Here is a 17,104-nt window from a genome sequence, read left to right on the forward strand (position 1 = left end):
TCACGGGCAAGAATTTCAGTTTTTCTTGATCAATTAAAACGTTAGAGCGATCTTCTTTTAACTCGCGGTAACGCTTTTGTAACATAGCGGCACTACGTTCGTCTTGCAGCTATGTTCCGGATTATTGACAAGCTTAAAGGATATCTCGTCATCAAGCTATTCACCATCTACCTCCGATATCTCATCGGTTTTGCATTTGTATTTGCCTCGTTCATCAAGATGAAGGGTGAACGCTTTACAAGCATCCCTGCAACCGAACCGATTGGTTATTTTTTCGAAGCGATGTATCAGACAGGATTCTATTGGCGATTTCTTGGGGTCGGACAATTTGTTGCCGGAGCACTGTTGATGAGTCAGCGTTTTTCAACGCTAGGTGCACTGCTCTTCTTCCCCATTATCCTCAATGTATTCATGATCACCCATGCAATTGACTTTGGTTCAGGCACACCGATTATTACGACGCTGATGCTTGCAGGTACGATCTACTTACTGCTGTGGGATTATCGCAAATGGATCATCCTGTTTCGCCAGGATCATCAGATTAAACTCGATCTTACAACCGAAAGCGCAGACACATTCATGACAGACCCGCTCTGGACGCTTGTTGCGGTAATCTTTATTTCACTCACGGCGATCGTATGGATTTTCGAATCAAAAGCCATCGCCACCTGGGCTTTATCCATGATCACGATCGGCATCACTGCTTTTATTGCCGGTATCGTTAGACATCGACGCCGTATGAACGTATTGACCCGTTGATGTTTTTTTAGCCTTTGCATTAAACCTTCAATCCCATCTATTGTCTAACTTTCCAGAATACATCCTCTTTTGGAAGACAAAGAACTGTTAGACAAGCTCCGCAATCCTGATACGGCGAATTATGGATTCAACCTACTGGTACGTACTTACCAGCAGCGGGTGTATTGGCACGTGCGCAAGATGGTGATCGATCATGACGATGCTGATGATGTTACCCAGGAAATCTTTATCAAAATCCATAAATACATTGGCAATTTTCGTGAAGACGCCCAACTCTACACCTGGATCTATCGCATTGCCACCAATGAATGCTTAAGTTTTTTGGCGCGCAAGAAGCGTCGGTTCTTTCTGCCAATTGGTGATGTTGCCGGAGAATTGCGTGCTAAATTAGATTCGTCATCACATGTATCAGGTGACGAGATCCAACTGAAACTTCAAAAAGCGCTGTTGACCTTGCCTGACAAACAACGCATTGTTTTTAACATGAAATACTTCGATGATCTATCTTATGAACAAATCTCAGAGATTACCAATACATCTGTGGGGGCGTTGAAAGCCAGCTACCACCACGCTGTAAAAAAGATTGAAGATTTTTTGACTGCTTGATTAAACCTTGACCTAGAAAAGAAGTCCAACCACAGACCATGAAAAAACTGGAAGACATCCCCAAAAAGCAGGTTTTTGAAGTCCCAGAGGGCTACTTCGACAGCCTACCAACCCGAATCCAATCGCGGATTACCGGGCGGAAGTCTAGTCACGCTTTTTCGTTAGCCTCCTTTTCCTGGAAGTATGCGCTTCCGGTTGTACTGCTCACCGCAGCCGGAATCTTTTGGTTCTCTCAATCAGGCTCCTCCACCAATGCCGAAAACATTCTCGCGAGTGTTGAAACCGAAGACCTAGTCGCTTATTTGGAAGAAACTGATTTATCAACGGACGAAATCCTTACCGAGATAGATTTTAACGCCGACGACGCAAACGAAATCGAGCAAGCTGTTTACGATACCCATTTCGATGGTGCAAGTGAAGATGAATTATTAGAAGAGCTGGATTTAAATACCCTGTGAAGATGATGAAAACGTTACTGAAAATATTCCTTCTGTTGGTGATCGCGCTTCCTGCCTTTGCGCAAGAAGATGATGATGTGCCACAAAATGCAGATCCTAAAGTGAAAGACAAAATAGAGGCAGCACGCATTGCATACCTCACCGATCAGCTTGGACTAACACCAGCAGAAGCAGAGAAATTTTGGCCTGTGTATCGCGAGTTTGCTGAAAAACGTCTCGACCTCAAGAAGCAATACAGACAAGCAAAGCGGAATCCTAACCCGAATGTGTCGACCGAAGAGAACGACAAAAACCTGGTAGACCTCGGATTAAAACTGAAACAACAGGAACTTGATTTAGAAAAAGACTATTCAGGACGATTGATGAAGGTGATCTCAGCGCAAAAAGTGAGAGAGCTTCCGGAAGCAGAGAAACGATTCAGGTCAATGATCCTCGATCAAATCCAGCGGCGACAAATGCGGCAAGAGCGAAATGAAAATATGCGTGATCGCTCTCAACAGCGACTTCGCCAACGCAACAATTAATAGCCACGCGATTGCATCTATGAGAGTCTCGCTGATTGCGGTGATCATACTTTTATTATCCTGCACCCTTACACGGTCGCAGGATAAATCTATTTTAACGGATCTCGATTCGACAATGTCTTTCGAAGATTCACTTTCAGTTTTCAACCTTATCGATAGCCTACTGTCGCTCGAAGGCGACGGCGCGCAACTTGCCATTCGCGTGGGATACAATAGCAACGTGTTATCGGCAGGCAGAACATTGGGGATTGAAAACTTCGGACTGTCGCCGGGTGTTTCGTACTATCATCCCCTTGGTTTTTATGCCGATGTTTCTGGATTCTGGAGTAAAGACTTTACGCCTGAGTATTATCTCACCACCCTTTCTGTGGGATATATGCACGATTTCGCAAAATGGTTTTCGATCATGGCCGACTACGATCGATACCTCTATGCCGAATCAGACCTGTACATCCCCTATAAAAATACCGTATCTATCACGCCGGTATTGGAGTTCAAGCCCATCACGATGTTGATCAACTACAGTTTTTATTTTGGAGACACACACGTGCATCGCATCATGCCCGGATTGAGCGGGCGCATACAAAAGAAAAAATGGGCAGGCCTAGACCGTGTAAGCTTCTCTCCCGCCGTCTACATGTTACTTGGCAATGAGATCATCACAGAGATTAACTATCCTTATGGTCCAATCGAAGAGAGAATCAGACAGCGACGTGGCTTGCCATGGTATGAACAGATCGACAGAAACGTTTTTGGGATCATGAATTATACCCTTTCCGCGCCGTTAAGCATCATGTATCGCAAATGGACATTTACGTTCACGTATAACTATAACATTCCCAAGGCGCTTCCTGGCGAATCAATCACCTATGGGGAAAGCAGTTACCTATCGGGAAGCCTTTCATACTTTATAGACCTCAAACGAAATAAATTAAGTTTGTAAAATTGGAGGGTATTGATATTTTGCGGCACCTAAACTGAACCAATTATGCTGAGACTCGGCGCCGTAACGATTTTCTCCTTCATCACCTTTACCCTTTGTTTTTCACAAGATTTCCGTTGGCAGCAACGTGTTGAGTACGACATGAACGTTCGTCTCGATGTCAACACACATCGCATCGCAGGAACACAGAAACTTGTGTATTACAACAACTCCCGCGACACCCTTTCTAAAGTTTATTATCATTTATACTTCAATGCCTTTCAGCCAGGAAGTATGATGGATATTCGTTCGCGAAACATTGCCGATCCTGATCCACGCGTTGGCGATCGTATTTCAAAATTGAGAGAAGATGAAATCGGCTATCAACATATTGAAACATTAAAGCAAGATGGCAAAGCGGTCACTTGGCGCATCGACGGAACGGTCATGGAAGTAACACTTGCGAAAGCTATTCTTCCCAATACCAAAACAGTATTCGAGATGAAATTCGAATCGCAAGTTCCTGTTCAAATTCGTCGGACAGGAAGAAACAGCAAAGAAGGAATTTCATATTCCATGACACAGTGGTATCCGAAGATGGCAGAATACGACTTTCAAGGATGGCATGCTTACCCGTATGTTGCACGTGAATTCCACGGCGTGTGGGGCGATTTCGATGTGAAGATTACGATCGACCCGACATTCGTTATTGGCGGCACCGGTAAGCTGCAAAACCCTGATAAGATTGGTCACAATTATGAAAAACCCGGCACGACAGTAAAACGTCCTGAAGGTGATCTCACATGGCACTTCATCGCAAAGAACGTAATTGACTTTGCGTGGGCTGCAGACCCTGACTATACACATGAAAAAGCTCAAGTGCCTAATGGTCCAGAGTTACATTTCTTTTTTCAAAAATCAGACAAGACAACTGACAACTGGATTAAGTTGAAAGATTACGCCGTGAAGCACTTCCAGTTTATGAGCACCACTTTTGGAAAATATCCGTACGACACCTACTCTATCATTCAAGGTGGCGATGGTGGAATGGAGTATCCGATGTGTACCCTCATTACCAGTGAGCGTTCTCTGGGAAGCCTTGTTGGCGTGATGGCCCATGAAGTTGCCCACAGCTGGTATCAAGGTGTGCTGGCCTCAAACGAAGGACTCTACCCATGGTTAGATGAAGGCTTTGCCGATTTCTCAAGTCAAGAAGCCATGGGCGTTCTCGTCAATGACCAGAACATCCACGCAGGTAGTTACGCTGCATATTTTTCGTTAGTGAAAAGCGGGCTTCAGGAACCTTTAAGTACGCACGCAGATCATTACAATACGAACCGTGCGTATAGCATTGCATCGTATAGTTTAGGGACAGTGTTTCTCCAACAACTCAAGTACGTGATTGGTGAAGATAACTTTTACAAAGGTATGCGTCGATACTATTATACTTGGAAGTTCAAACATCCAGAGCCGGCAGATTTTATTCGCGTGATGGAGAAAGTTTCTGGCCTACAATTGAAATGGTATTTGAACTATTGGATTAACTCGACCAAGAAAATTGACTATGGAATTCAGACGGTGATTGAAAATCAAGGCGCCACATTCGTCACACTGCAGCGCATTGGCGATTTCCCGATGCCAATCGACTTGGTGGTTACGTATAAAGATGGCTCGAAAGAACTTTATTACATTCCGCTAGGCGAAATGCTTGGTACCAAACAACAGGAGAATACAAACATCAATCGCATCGATCTACAGGCATGGCCATGGGTAAATCCATCTTACGTTGTGCGTGTTGGTCGTCCTTCATCAGAAATTGCTTCTGTGGAAATTGACCCATCGCTTAGAATGGCCGACATTGAACGCAAGAACAACAAGGTAGACCTTAGTGCTGCGATGCAAGCCTTCGAGTATAAAACGAAGTAGTAGAAAATTAAATCGAAATGAGATAAGCAAGGAGTCTGTTGGCTTCTTGCTTTTTTTTGCACGCTAGGAAACCGCTCAGAAAAACTTCGCCTGATTCCTTTCTCACTTATAGACTTCCTGACTTCTCGACTCTTTTGCTAAATTACGCCCCAAATTCAGGCATCATGTCGCTCGAACAGGCACAAAAGGAAATTCAGCAGCTCACCGAGAAGATCAATTATCACAATGATCTTTACTATCAAAAAAGTCGCTCAGAAATCAGCGACCAAGAATTCGATGGCCTGCTTGCCAAACTCAACCAACTTGAGCAGGCGCATCCTCAGCTGAAGCAAGCCGACTCTCCTACCCAGCGTGTCGGCGGTGCAATCACCAAAGAATTTGCGACAGTATATCATCAATATCCCATGTTGTCGCTTGGGAATACCTATAGTGAAGAAGAACTTCGTGACTTCGATGGTCGTGTTGCAAAGGGGTTAGATGGCGACGCTTATGAATATTTCTGCGAACTGAAATTTGACGGCGTGTCAATCAGTTTGATCTACGAAAACGGAATTCTCGTAAAAGGCGTTACGCGTGGCGATGGTGTACGCGGCGATGACGTAACGACCAACGTGAGGACGATCCGTAACATTCCACTGAAGCTGAAAGGGAAAGGTTACCCCGCAAACTTTGAAGTGCGCGGCGAGATATTTATGCCCAAAGAAGTATTCGCGCAGCTTAACAAAGAGCGGGAAGACATCGGCGAAGAGCGCTACGCAAATGCCAGAAATACAGCATCAGGCACGGTCAAGATGCAAGACTCCGGAGAGGTGGCCAAACGAAAGCTCGATTGTTTTGTATACTCCCTGCTCGGAACAGAAACCGATACACACGAAGACGGCATTAAACTTCTTGAGACATGGGGCTTCAATGTATCGCCGACCTACAAGAAGTGCAAGGACATCAACGGTGTGTTGGAATACATCCATCAATGGGAGATGAAACGACTTGAGTTGCCCTTAGAGACGGACGGTGCAGTGATTAAGGTGAACAACAAAGAGCAGCAGGATCGACTCGGTTTTACCGCGAAAAGTCCGCGCTGGGCGATTTCCTATAAATACAAAGCTCAGAGTTTAAGTACAAGACTCAATGGTATCACGTATCAGGTGGGGCGCACAGGAGCCGTTACACCGGTAGCGGAACTTGAGCCTATCTTTCTCGCGGGTACGACGGTAAAGCGCGCATCCCTCCATAACGCCAATGAAATTGCCCGGCTCGACCTCCGTATTGGCGATTATGTGTTCGTCGAGAAAGGCGGCGAGATCATTCCAAAGGTTACCGCAGTTGATAAAGATAAACGGGATGCTAAAAGTCAACCGGTTGTATACATCGACAAATGCCCGGAGTGTAATACGCCCCTCATTCGATTTGAAGGTGAAGCCAATCACTACTGCCCAAATATCACAGGCTGTCCCGTCCAGATAAAAGGACGTGTCGAACATTTCATTCAGCGAAAAGCAATGGACATTGACTCGCTTGGCGAAAGGACAATCGATCAAATGTATCAATTGGGTTTGGTGAAGAGCCCTGCTGATTTGTACGATCTAAAGAAAGAAGATGTACTTAAGTTAGATGGCTATAAAGACAAGTCTGTTAAGAACTTATTGGATGGTATCCAGAAATCAAAAGAGACACCTTTTGAGAGCGTCCTATTCGCGATTGGTATTCGGTACGTTGGAAAAACGGTCGCAGAAAAACTAGCGCGCTACTTTAAAACGATCGACAACATTGCAGCCGCTACTGTTGAAGGATTACTTGCGGCACCTGAAGTCGGCGAGAAGATCGCGCAGAGCGTCTACCAGTTCTTTCAGAATGCCGAAAACCAGAAAGAGATCACACGCTTAAAGCAGGCTGGGCTACAATTTGAGAGTACGGCGAAGGAACCAGAGAAAGAAAGCGATACCTTGGGCAACAAATCGTTCGTGATCTCTGGCGTTTTTGAGCGTTACGAGCGAGATCAACTGCAAGACATCATCTTAAAAAACGGAGGCCGCGTGCTGTCGGGCGTATCCGGAAAGTTGGATTATTTGCTTGCAGGTGATAATATGGGGCCTTCAAAACGCGAGAAAGCTGAAAAATTGGGCGTTAAGATTATCACCGAACAAGAGTTCGAGGAACTATTAAAAGGACATTCACTATAACTTTGGCAATGAGGCTTAACTTTCTGAAAACCAAGACGCAATCTTTAGTCAAGAAGAATAAAGCTTTACGTGCCAATTTGCCGTATACCAACGCCCAGACGGTGGGTATCATCTTCACGGTCGAGGACAAGCAGAAGCATTTTGCGGTGAAGGATTTTATCCGAAAGCTCGAAGTTGACACCAAGCACATACAAGTTTTGGAATTTCTTCCGGCGAAGACCGAGAACTACGAATTCAAGTTTGATTTCTTTTCCGATAAAGACCTGTCGTTCTGGGGAAACATCACTTCGCCTAACGCACTTCAGTTCGCTGAAACGTCTTTTGATTTTCTTTTCTATATCGACTTAACAGCTAACCCACTTATACTACATTTGCTGGCCCGAAGTAAGGCCAAGTGTCGGATCGGTAAGAACTTCGAAGGTGCTCAAGATTTCCTTGAACTCGCCATCGATTCAGTCGACAACACGCAGGCACTTATCGACGGCATGTATAAATACGCAACGCAATTGAAATAACAAGTTTAGTAGAATGAAGAAGTTTTTCGGAACAGGTGTCGCCCTGGTCACGCCCTTTACAGAATCACTCGAGATCGATTACAAAGCCCTCAAGAAATTACTCCGCCATACCGCGAAGGGTGTCGATTATTATGTCGTGATGGGAACAACCGCCGAATCACCAACCATTTCAGCTACTGAAAAGGAAGCGGTTCTTGAATTTGTAAAGGCAAACAATCCCGACAAACTTCCTATCGTATACGGCATCGGCGGTAACGACACACACAAAACAATTGAAGAAATTGAAAAGGCGAACCTCAAAGGTGTTGACGCACTGCTTTCGGTAAGCCCCTATTATAATAAGCCTTCCCAAGAAGGTATCTATCAGCACTTCAAAAAGGTAGCCGATAAATCTCCCGTTCCTTTGATACTCTACAATGTTCCGGGTCGCACGGGTTCTAACATTGCCGCTGAAACCACCTTGCGCCTTGCCGAACACCCGAACATTATTGGAATTAAAGAAGCATCTGGGAATGTTGAGCAATGCATTAAGATCGCGAAGCACGCCCCAAAAGATTTCCTATTGATTTCTGGTGACGACATGCTAACGGTAGCCCTATATGCACTTGGTGGAAAAGGCGTAATCTCAGTACTCGCCAACCCATTCCCAGTCATCTTCAGAAAGATGAAGGAATTTGCTTTTGCAGGAAACTATCCGAAAGCTGCACTCGAACAGTACAAGATCTCTGATATCAACGGACCGATGTACGAAGAAGGAAATCCTGTCGGCGCCAAATACTTGTTATCGAAATTAGCAATCACAGAGGCACATGTACGATTGCCGCTGGTGAAAGCTTCACTCCCACTACAGAAAAAGATTGATGGGTTATACGAATCCATGAAGAAGTAATGAACGACGTTGTTATTCGTAACGCAGGCCCTGCCGACATCCCTATTATTCAAGAACTTGCCGAGTTAATTTGGTGGCCGACTTATTCGCCGATTGTGGCACCGGAACAAATCCGGTTTATGCTCGACTTGATATATTCTTCCGCTGCCCTTGAAAAAGTAATGCAGGAAGGTACGCAGCGATTTTTATTGCTTCAAGATGATAACGGGTACCAAGGCTTTGCCGCATTTGGCGTTCGCGCCGAAGATGACACGATCTTTAAACTTCACAAGCTTTACATCGATACGAGAAACCAAGGCAAGGGCTATGGAAAAATGCTGATCAATGAAATCAAAACGCGTTTGCGACAGAACGGAATTCGTACGCTAGACCTAAACGTAAATCGACACAACAAAGCCAAGTCGTTTTACGAGAAACTTGGCTTTGTCGTTATCAAAGAGGAAGATGTTTCGATCGGACCTTATTGGATGAATGATTTCGTGATGCGTCTCACGTTCTAGGATCATTCACTCCGCAATGACTTCACGGGATTAGCCACAGCGGTCTGTAGCGATTTATAACCCACCGTCACCAACGCAATCAAGACGCATATGCCGCATGTGCCGACGATACTGCCCCAGGTTACCGGCACATGATAGGCGAACGACTCTAGCCATTGTCCGAGTAACCAAACCGCAATTGGAGCTGCTATTACAAAAGCAATGACGACGAGCTTGAGATAACTATTGGACAACATCACCACAATTTGCGCCGACGTCGCCCCCAGTACTTTTCGGATTCCAATCTCTTTGGTTCGCTGCTCGGTCATGAAAGATGCCAACGCGAACAGACCCAAGCACGCCAACGCAATGGCTACTGAGGCCGCCAGTCCAAAGATTTGCCCATGGCGAGCATCCTGTTTATAGAAATCGCCAAGTCTATCATCTAAGAAATTATACTCTAACAAGTGCGCGGGGTCAACTTTATGCAACGCACTGGCTAAGCCTTTTAACGTCTCGGGCATGTTGCCGCCATCAACACGCACAGAAAAATAATCGATCGGCTGAATTTCATTTTGACGATATGCAAGCACCAGTGGTGCTATCTTTTGATGGAGTGATTGAAAATGAAAGTCTTTCACTACGCCTATGATTTTTCCTGCCAACGGTTTCTCAAACTGTTCCTCCGACGATCCGTTTGACATCGATTCGAGTGTTATATCCGCTCCTACTGGCGATTTCAATCCCAACAATTCCGCCGCACTTTCATTGATCAAATAAGCGCTGGTATCTGCAATATTTCCAGCCTGGAAGTTGCGTCCCTCGACAAGATCTATGTTGAATGTCGCAAGGAAATCCTCGTCTATTCCAATGAAGTAAGACTTATCCTGAACGGGTCCCTGGAAAGTTCGGGTGCCAACCTGAAGTAGGTTCTTCCATTCGCCCGGCACGCGCGATGACAGCGAAACACTTTGCACATGGGGTAGTTTCTTGATTTCTTCCTTTACCACATCAGCACCGCGTCGCACATCGCGTGTATTAATATCCATCACAATAATTTGGTTGTGATCGAAGCCAAGATGTTTATTTTGAATGAATGATAATTGATCCCATGCTACAAAAGTGGCGAGGATGAGCATTACAGCAAGTCCGAATTGAAACACCACAAGTGCTTGGCGCAATGTTCCGCCACCTGCGGACTTAGCACCTTTGATGGCCGCAGAAGGCTTCAACGCCGAGAGAAAAAATGCCGGATAACATCCCGAAAGCGTTCCTGTAACCACCGTGAACAGCACGATCGTGCCAATGATCTCTGGGCGCCACAAGTGTTCGAGTTCAATCGTCTTTCCAGTGAATGTATTAAACAAGGGAAGCAATGCATTGACCAACACAAAGGCAATAACCAAGGCAAGTAATGAAATCATATTCGATTCAACGATGAACTGAACAATGAGATTGAACCGCGACGCCCCGGCAACTTTCTTAACAGCCACTTCTTTACCACGCGTAATGGAGAGTGACGTTGAAAGATTGACGTAGTTAATGGATGCGATCAAAAGGATGAACAATCCTACGGCCGTTAAGATATACATGTATGATATCGCGCCTGGATTAGATGCAAATCCACCGAGAATATCCGCGGAATAAAAATGTACATCGTCCATGGGTTGAAGGCCGATTGCCACTGTTGCCGACTCAGGTGCAAGGTGTCGCTTCGTCTCTTCCGTTATCAACTTCTCGAGTTTTTTCACCGACGCATTTCCTTTCAACAACATGTACGTCGCGAAGTTATTACCATCCCAGTCGTTTGGCATCTCTTCCACATACCATCGTGCCTGCGCAAAACTCGCTATCGAAAAGAACATGTTACCTTGGATGTGCGAGTTGGTAGGAAAATCCTCAAGTACTGCCGTAACGCGAAAAGTTTGCTGATCGCGATCATTCGAGATCATTTCATCCACGACGTCTGTTTTCCCAAAAAGCTTTATCGCCGCCGACTGCGTAATGACAGCCGTATTGGGTTGTGTCAATGCATCTTTCCGGCTACCGTGTACAATGGCGAAATCAAAAATATCCATGAATCCTTGATCGACAATATTCAAGGGATCATGCACGGTGTTCTCAGTACCTACGCCAGTCAAGTTAGCGCGACCGAATGTTGTGATGCGTGTGGCATTCGTGATGTCTGGAAACTGTTCCTTTAGATTCGCCAATTGAAATCCAACATCTGCTACTTTTGTTATGGCGCCGTCATCAGCCTTCTCTGTTTCAATCACACGATAAATCTGACTATGATTCTCGTGCTGATGGTCGAATGTGAGTTCGTCATGAATATACAATCCGATAAAGGTGACGCAAGCCAGGCTTAAAGAAAGTCCGCCGACATTGATCAAGGTGTAAGATCTGTATTTGGCGAGGAACCTGGCTGCGACTTTGAACATAGGGAACATAAGAATAGGTTAATGTGTCGAATGGCGTGATCCAATAATAAGACCAACTTAAAAATGGCTTACACGGACCAAATAAAGCGTTTCTATTCGATGGCATTGTGCGGAGACGAAAACAGACGTTCGATTACGGTCAGTACCTACCGTTGGTAGAAAGATCCGAGACTTGCCGCAACTCATGTTTGCATAAACTGTTCGAAGAGTGTTAATTGCTGTTTAATAAAGCGCTAATTGTGGCTTGGTATAAAGAATTTGGACTCACGGAAATTATCTTCATCGCCCTGTTCGCGGTGTTCTACGCTGGCTACCTTTTCCGGGTAATTCGTTTGGGGATCAAACTTAAGACTCCTTACCACAGGATCTTTATAAAGCTTGCCCTACGCTCTGTATACTTCGCGCTATTCATTGTCGCTTTGCTTGGCCCCTCTTACGGCGGCTCTAAAAAGGAAGTGAAGTCCGTCGGAAAGGACATCATGATCTGCGTGGACCTATCCAAATCAATGGATGCTTTCGATATCCAACCAACGCGGTTAGAAAAGATAAAATACGAACTCAAGAAGATTGTCGACGCGTTCAACTCGGATAGAATTGGCGTGGTTATTTTTTCATCTGAAGCGTTTATGCAGTGCCCGCTAACCTATGATCAAAATGCCTTGAACTTGTTTATCGAGACCATGAATAGCGGGTTGGTGCCCGGTGGTGGAACGGATTTCGGCCCTCCGCTCAAGATGGCACTGAGCAAGCTTACGGAAGAGACCGAAGGACCATCGACGCAAGCCAAATCCAAAGTCATTATTTTAATTAGCGATGGCGAAGATTTTGGTGATGACACCGACGCCATTGCCAACAAAATTGAAAATGAAAGCATCAAACTCTTTGCATTGGGCATCGGCACACAACAAGGTGGCAACATTTACGCGGCGAATGGATTGAAGCGAGACCGCGAAGGCAAAGTAGTATTGACTAAACTCAATGCAGAGTCATTACAAAAAATTGCCAACAAAACCGACGGCCAATATTTCGAAATCAATGACTCGCGCAATGACGTATCAAGAATGATCAACACGATTGGAAAAATTGAAGGGGAACTGCGCGACGCCAAAATGCTAGACGTTACGGCAAACAAGTACTTCTACTATCTCCTTGCTGCGGCAGTATTACTCCTTGTGGATATTGTACTTTCTTTAAAGACCGTTAAAATATGAATCAACCGAAGAAGAAATCGTTCGACATCAAACAACTTTTGGTCAGCGTACTGCTGTTGTTGATCGTGTCGACGCTTGTTTTTTTGGGGATATTGGGGATGCGCAAAAGCAAGATTAGCGCCGTGAACAGTGCGATCAATGAAGGTAGAAAAGCATTTCTCGAAGCGAATTATCGCGACGCCGTCATCCAATTCGTAAGGGCGACCGATTCATTAAAATATGAGTCTGAGGCAACCGAACTAAACACTGCACATGCCATGTTTCTTTTATCGGGATCCGGAACCGCTAAGGAAACAAAAAGCGTTCAAGAGGTAATTCAAAACAAGAAAGACTCTGCACAACAAAGTAATGGACGCTCGGACATGGAGGCTTACACGACGTTGTCGGCCACGGCTGCTGATGAACTGATCGCATCCATTGCCTATAACCAAGTTGGTATTGTGAATTACCGCTCTTCGAAAGAACAGGTGAACGATACCATCGTACAAAATTCGATGGACTACTTTAAAGCGGCGTTGATTGCTGATCCTAAAAATGAAACAGCGCGTTACAACTACGAGATCTTGAAAAAGAAGAGCGAGTATCCTGATTTAGTGATGAAGAAAGTGCGGGCATTGGTAAAGGAAAATCGTTACAATGAGGCGCACCAAGTGATGGAAACTGCGATCAAAAACGATCCAAGAATCGAGCAACGTAATCAGGGATTTTTAAAACGGTTAAAAGACATTATTAAGATTGACGGGCAATGATCAAATTCTTCACCATATTATCGTTACTGTGCGCGAGCGTAATGCACGTTAATGCACAGATGCTCGAGGATCGGAAATTTCACGAAGCTTCCGACTACTATGTGAACAACGATCTGAAAACAGCCTTAGCTACTGTTAAGGAAGGCCTGCGCCAAAAGCCGGGTGATAAAAAACTCGAAGAATTAAGAAAGCTGTTAGAGAAAGAACAACAGCAGCAAAAAGAACAAGAGAAAAAAGATCAGCAGAAGAAAGAGCAGGATAAAAAACAGCAAGAGCAACAGAAGAAAGATCAGCAAAAACAAGATCAGGAGAAGAAAGACCAGGAGAAAAAAGATCAAGAGAAGAAGGATCAGAAAGACAAGGACCAAAAAGATCAGAAGGATAAAGACCAACAGCAAAAAGATCAGGAGCAGAAGAATAAGGATCAGAAGGAAAAGAAAGGCGAAGAGCAAGAACAGAAAGAACAGAAGGAGAAAGAAGAGCAGGAAAAAAAAGATAAAAAAGAGCTGCCGCCGGATGTCGCGAAGAAACTAGAGCAGATGAAAATCTCCGAAGACAAAGCGAAGATGATTCTGGAGGCCATGAAAAATCAGGAAACGCAATATCTGCAGCAGAATAAACGGAAGGCAACTGAAAAGAGAGATAAGTCTAAGCCGGATTGGTAGGCCTTGATTAAGCGTTGCACGGCATCTCAATCCCTTGATGACTTTTTGTAGTTTTAAGACCATGGTAACCTTCAAGATGAAACTGCACATCACACTACTATTGCTAATTCCCTCCCTAATCGGTTGTTCCCAGGTGAAACAAAACGAATTGGTCGATTATGGCTTCAAGGGAAACATCAAAAGTGTCGTGATCAAAGAACATCCGGGTCCGACAGAAGGGGCGTCGGGAAGTTGGACTGCAGAGAAAGAAACGACGCTCATAAGAACAATGGTCTTCGACCGAAGTGGGATGCTTGAAAACGAATCATTCGAAAGTCCCCAAACAAAATACTCACGGGCTTACACTAATCAAGGCAATAAAAAAATAAGTTGTGTAGAGCGAGGGGAACTCGAGGGCTCATCGACATTTAGCTACACAGATTCTTCGATGGTAGAAAGAAATCTCAATAAATCCGGTGTTCTAACGTTTGAAGCAATTACGGTTTTTGATAAGAACTTCCTCACGATCAAAGAGATTTATAAATATTATCGTCGTGATGGTCAGCTAACCAATACCACGGAGACCGTTTTCCAGAATCGAATCGATGGCTACTTCAATAAGTTCGTGTACACCGACAAGGGCAGCAAAGAAGTTACTGAGTATGAATACATCATTTTACAGCGCGACGAACGTGGCAACCCACTTCAAGCGTTAAAAAAAGAAAATGGCCAACCTTCAAGTCTAAAAATCTTTACTTACGAATACAAATAGTTACTCATTTCACAACTGAAGAACTCCGTCGTCATCTTAAATGTAAATACTCGATGTGCACATACTTTTGATTGAAGTCTTTTCTTTCTTGGCCACTATATCCGTAATCGGCAAACATGGTTTGTATATCGGTGTAAAAGTCTAACGTTTTGTAACCGCTGATGTCTTGTCCTACATCGGCATACTGAAAATTCTTTTCGTAGTCCAACTTCTCGCCAACGTTGCTCTCCATCAATATACGATGTGGTGGATGTTGCGACTTCATGTAAATCGACCGAAGTACCTGCCCATTCTCCCAAGCTAAAAACCTTGTATCTCCCATGGTTGTTTGTTCATATCCAAATAGAACGACGGTACTGCATGCTTTCGATACTCGCATTAAAAAATCATCATGTTCCTCTGCAGAGCGATAAAAATCCAAGTCTACTTCAATCCAGTTTTCAACGTATGCATCGAACACAATAAAGGCGTAATTCATTTTGTCGAGAAACACTTCCCTGTATTCGTAGTCGAACGTAGCAATCCTTCCCGTCGCATAGTTTTTTTCAATCAGCGCCTGCATCGCTTCCGTACGCACGTCTTTAATTAAAATCCTTCTTGCCGTTGCCATTTACGATCTTCCCCTTTTACAATTAAACCAAACACCGCAACCTTCCTTATGTGCCAAAATATACATTTAATAAGATCGAACCGAGTTTGTTCACCCTTCATAACGCCGAAAATAAAAGGTACTCCGCCATTACGGATCAACTACAACTTATAACTTTACGAACAGACTCATTAACCAACCATGAAAGAAGTATACATCATTTCGGCTGCCCGCACTCCTATCGGAAGTTTCGGCGGCAGTCTATCATCGCTCACTGCGACCCAACTCGGTTCCATTGCTGTAAAAGGCGCACTTGAAAAATCTGGCGTCGACGCGAAGCTCGTGCAAGAACTATTTATTGGTAACGTCATTTCCGCAGGGCTGGGACAAGCACCGGTAACGCAGGTTGCTGCCGGCGCAGGTTTAGGATTTGAAATCCCAACCACACTTGTGAATAAAGTTTGCGCGTCTGGAATGAAAGCGGTGATGCTCGGTGCACAGTCTATTATGTTAGGACAAAATGATGTCGTCGTGGCCGGTGGCATGGAAAGCATGAGCAACATCCCCTACTACCTGATGAAAGCACGTTACGGCTATAAATTCGGAAACGGTGAACTCATTGACGGTCTTCAACACGATGGACTAACCGATGTATACAACCACTGCGCTATGGGTGTATGTGCCGACAACACGGCAAAGGAGATGAGCATTAGTCGTCAAGACCAAGATAACTATGCGATCAATTCTTATAAGCGATCTGCTTCTGCATGGCAAGCCGGAAAATTCAAAGATGAAATAGTACCTGTTGAAATAAAAGACAGAAAGGGAAATGTCACATTGTTTTCCGAAGATGAAGAGTATAAGAATGTTCAATTCGAAAAAATCGCGGGATTAAAACCAGCCTTTACAAAAGAAGGAACGGTGACAGCCGCAAATGCATCGACATTGAACGATGGCGCCTCTGCCCTTGTATTGGTAAGCAAAGAAAAGGCGCAGGCCCTCGGCTTAAAACCGCTGGCGAAAATAAAAGGGTTTGCAGATGCGGCACAAGATCCAATGTGGTTTACCACAACGCCTTCACTCGCTATTCCGAAAGCCATGAAAATGGCTGGTGTAGAAGCTAAAAATGTTGGCTACTACGAAATCAACGAAGCATTCTCTGCCGTCGCAATTGCGAACAATATCAAGCTTGGATTAGATCCTGAAAAGGTGAACGTGAACGGTGGCGCTGTTGCACTGGGACACCCTCTTGGATCAAGCGGTTCACGCATCATCACTACGCTTGTAAACGTATTGAAACAAAACAATGCTGCGGTTGGCGTGGCTGGAATTTGTAACGGTGGTGGCGGCGCCTCGGCTATTGTCATTGAAATGTGCTGACGATCAAGCACTATCCTCAACCAACGTTGCACTATCGCGATGTACTATATCAAACAGCTT

General features: G+C 44.7%; 17 protein-coding genes. 15 read left to right on the forward strand and 2 right to left on the reverse strand.

Going from position 1 to position 17,104, the window contains the following annotated elements; translation table 11 throughout:
- Positions 1-111 precede the first annotated feature (111 nt).
- The 10 genes from DQQ10_RS18100 to DQQ10_RS18145 all read left to right on the forward strand — a co-directional run bounded on the left by DQQ10_RS18100 (position 112) and on the right by DQQ10_RS18145 (position 9,279).
- A complete protein-coding gene (locus DQQ10_RS18100) occupies positions 112-759 on the forward strand; it encodes a hypothetical protein (protein ID WP_112748305.1) in 648 nt (215 codons plus the stop codon).
- Between the two features lie 69 nt (positions 760-828).
- On the forward strand, positions 829-1,365 hold the full coding sequence (locus DQQ10_RS18105; protein WP_112748306.1) for an RNA polymerase sigma factor: 537 nt from the start codon (positions 829-831) through the stop codon (positions 1,363-1,365).
- Positions 1,366-1,403: 38 nt separating this feature from the next.
- Positions 1,404-1,823 (forward strand): hypothetical protein, encoded by a 420-nt coding sequence (locus tag DQQ10_RS18110; RefSeq protein WP_112748307.1) that lies wholly within the window; start codon positions 1,404-1,406, stop codon positions 1,821-1,823.
- Positions 1,824-1,825: 2 nt separating this feature from the next.
- Positions 1,826-2,347 carry a hypothetical protein gene (locus DQQ10_RS18115; protein ID WP_112748308.1) on the forward strand — a complete coding sequence of 174 codons (522 nt, stop codon included), beginning with the start codon at positions 1,826-1,828 and terminating at the stop codon, positions 2,345-2,347.
- Positions 2,307-3,290: a hypothetical protein gene (locus DQQ10_RS18120; RefSeq protein WP_133259693.1), complete on the forward strand. Its 984-nt coding sequence runs from the start codon at positions 2,307-2,309 to the stop codon at positions 3,288-3,290. The genes DQQ10_RS18115 and DQQ10_RS18120 overlap by 41 nt, the downstream gene beginning before the upstream one ends.
- Before the next feature lie 45 nt (positions 3,291-3,335).
- Positions 3,336-5,195 (forward strand): M1 family metallopeptidase, encoded by a 1,860-nt coding sequence (locus tag DQQ10_RS18125; RefSeq protein ID WP_112748310.1) that lies wholly within the window; start codon positions 3,336-3,338, stop codon positions 5,193-5,195.
- Between the two features lie 164 nt (positions 5,196-5,359).
- A complete protein-coding gene (gene ligA, locus DQQ10_RS18130) occupies positions 5,360-7,375 on the forward strand; it encodes an NAD-dependent DNA ligase LigA (protein ID WP_112748311.1) in 2,016 nt (671 codons plus the stop codon).
- Between the two features lie 8 nt (positions 7,376-7,383).
- Positions 7,384-7,890, forward strand: a complete 507-nt coding sequence (locus DQQ10_RS18135; protein WP_112748312.1) for a DUF6913 domain-containing protein — start codon at positions 7,384-7,386, stop codon at positions 7,888-7,890.
- Positions 7,891-7,903: 13 nt separating this feature from the next.
- Positions 7,904-8,779, forward strand: a complete 876-nt coding sequence (gene dapA / locus DQQ10_RS18140) for a 4-hydroxy-tetrahydrodipicolinate synthase (RefSeq protein ID WP_112748313.1) — start codon at positions 7,904-7,906, stop codon at positions 8,777-8,779.
- Positions 8,779-9,279, forward strand: coding sequence for a GNAT family N-acetyltransferase (locus DQQ10_RS18145; RefSeq protein WP_112748314.1), 501 nt, complete (start codon positions 8,779-8,781; stop codon positions 9,277-9,279). The genes dapA and DQQ10_RS18145 overlap by 1 nt, the downstream gene beginning before the upstream one ends.
- Positions 9,280-9,281: 2 nt before the next feature.
- On the opposite strand, the gene DQQ10_RS18150 is transcribed toward DQQ10_RS18145, so the two are convergent.
- A complete protein-coding gene (locus DQQ10_RS18150; RefSeq protein ID WP_112748315.1) occupies positions 9,282-11,708 on the reverse strand; it encodes an ABC transporter permease in 2,427 nt (808 codons plus the stop codon).
- A gap of 230 nt (positions 11,709-11,938) precedes the next feature.
- On the opposite strand from DQQ10_RS18150, the gene DQQ10_RS18155 reads away from it, so the two are divergent.
- The 4 genes from DQQ10_RS18155 (at position 11,939) to DQQ10_RS18170 (ending at position 15,075) form a co-directional block, all read left to right on the forward strand.
- Positions 11,939-12,910, forward strand: a complete 972-nt coding sequence (locus DQQ10_RS18155) for a vWA domain-containing protein (RefSeq protein ID WP_112748488.1) — start codon at positions 11,939-11,941, stop codon at positions 12,908-12,910.
- Positions 12,907-13,659: a hypothetical protein gene (locus DQQ10_RS18160; protein WP_112748316.1), complete on the forward strand. Its 753-nt coding sequence runs from the start codon at positions 12,907-12,909 to the stop codon at positions 13,657-13,659. The genes DQQ10_RS18155 and DQQ10_RS18160 overlap by 4 nt, the downstream gene beginning before the upstream one ends.
- Positions 13,656-14,324 carry a hypothetical protein gene (locus tag DQQ10_RS27720; RefSeq protein ID WP_119726144.1) on the forward strand — a complete coding sequence of 223 codons (669 nt, stop codon included), beginning with the start codon at positions 13,656-13,658 and terminating at the stop codon, positions 14,322-14,324. Before DQQ10_RS18160 ends, DQQ10_RS27720 begins: the two co-directional genes overlap by 4 nt.
- Before the next feature lie 133 nt (positions 14,325-14,457).
- Positions 14,458-15,075: a hypothetical protein gene (locus DQQ10_RS18170; RefSeq protein ID WP_133259694.1), complete on the forward strand. Its 618-nt coding sequence runs from the start codon at positions 14,458-14,460 to the stop codon at positions 15,073-15,075.
- Between the two features lie 31 nt (positions 15,076-15,106).
- On the opposite strand, the gene DQQ10_RS18175 is transcribed toward DQQ10_RS18170, so the two are convergent.
- A complete protein-coding gene (locus tag DQQ10_RS18175) occupies positions 15,107-15,685 on the reverse strand; it encodes a hypothetical protein (protein WP_112748319.1) in 579 nt (192 codons plus the stop codon).
- A 180-nt stretch (positions 15,686-15,865) separates the two neighbouring features.
- Here DQQ10_RS18175 and DQQ10_RS18180 point away from each other — a divergent pair, with 180 nt between their 5' ends.
- On the forward strand, positions 15,866-17,044 hold the full coding sequence (locus tag DQQ10_RS18180) for an acetyl-CoA C-acyltransferase (RefSeq protein WP_112748320.1): 1,179 nt from the start codon (positions 15,866-15,868) through the stop codon (positions 17,042-17,044).
- Positions 17,045-17,104: the final 60 nt, after the last annotated feature.

Source organism: Pseudochryseolinea flava (assembly GCF_003286915.1).
In the GTDB taxonomy this organism is placed as follows: Bacteria; Bacteroidota; Bacteroidia; order Cytophagales; family Cyclobacteriaceae; genus Ohtaekwangia; species Ohtaekwangia flava.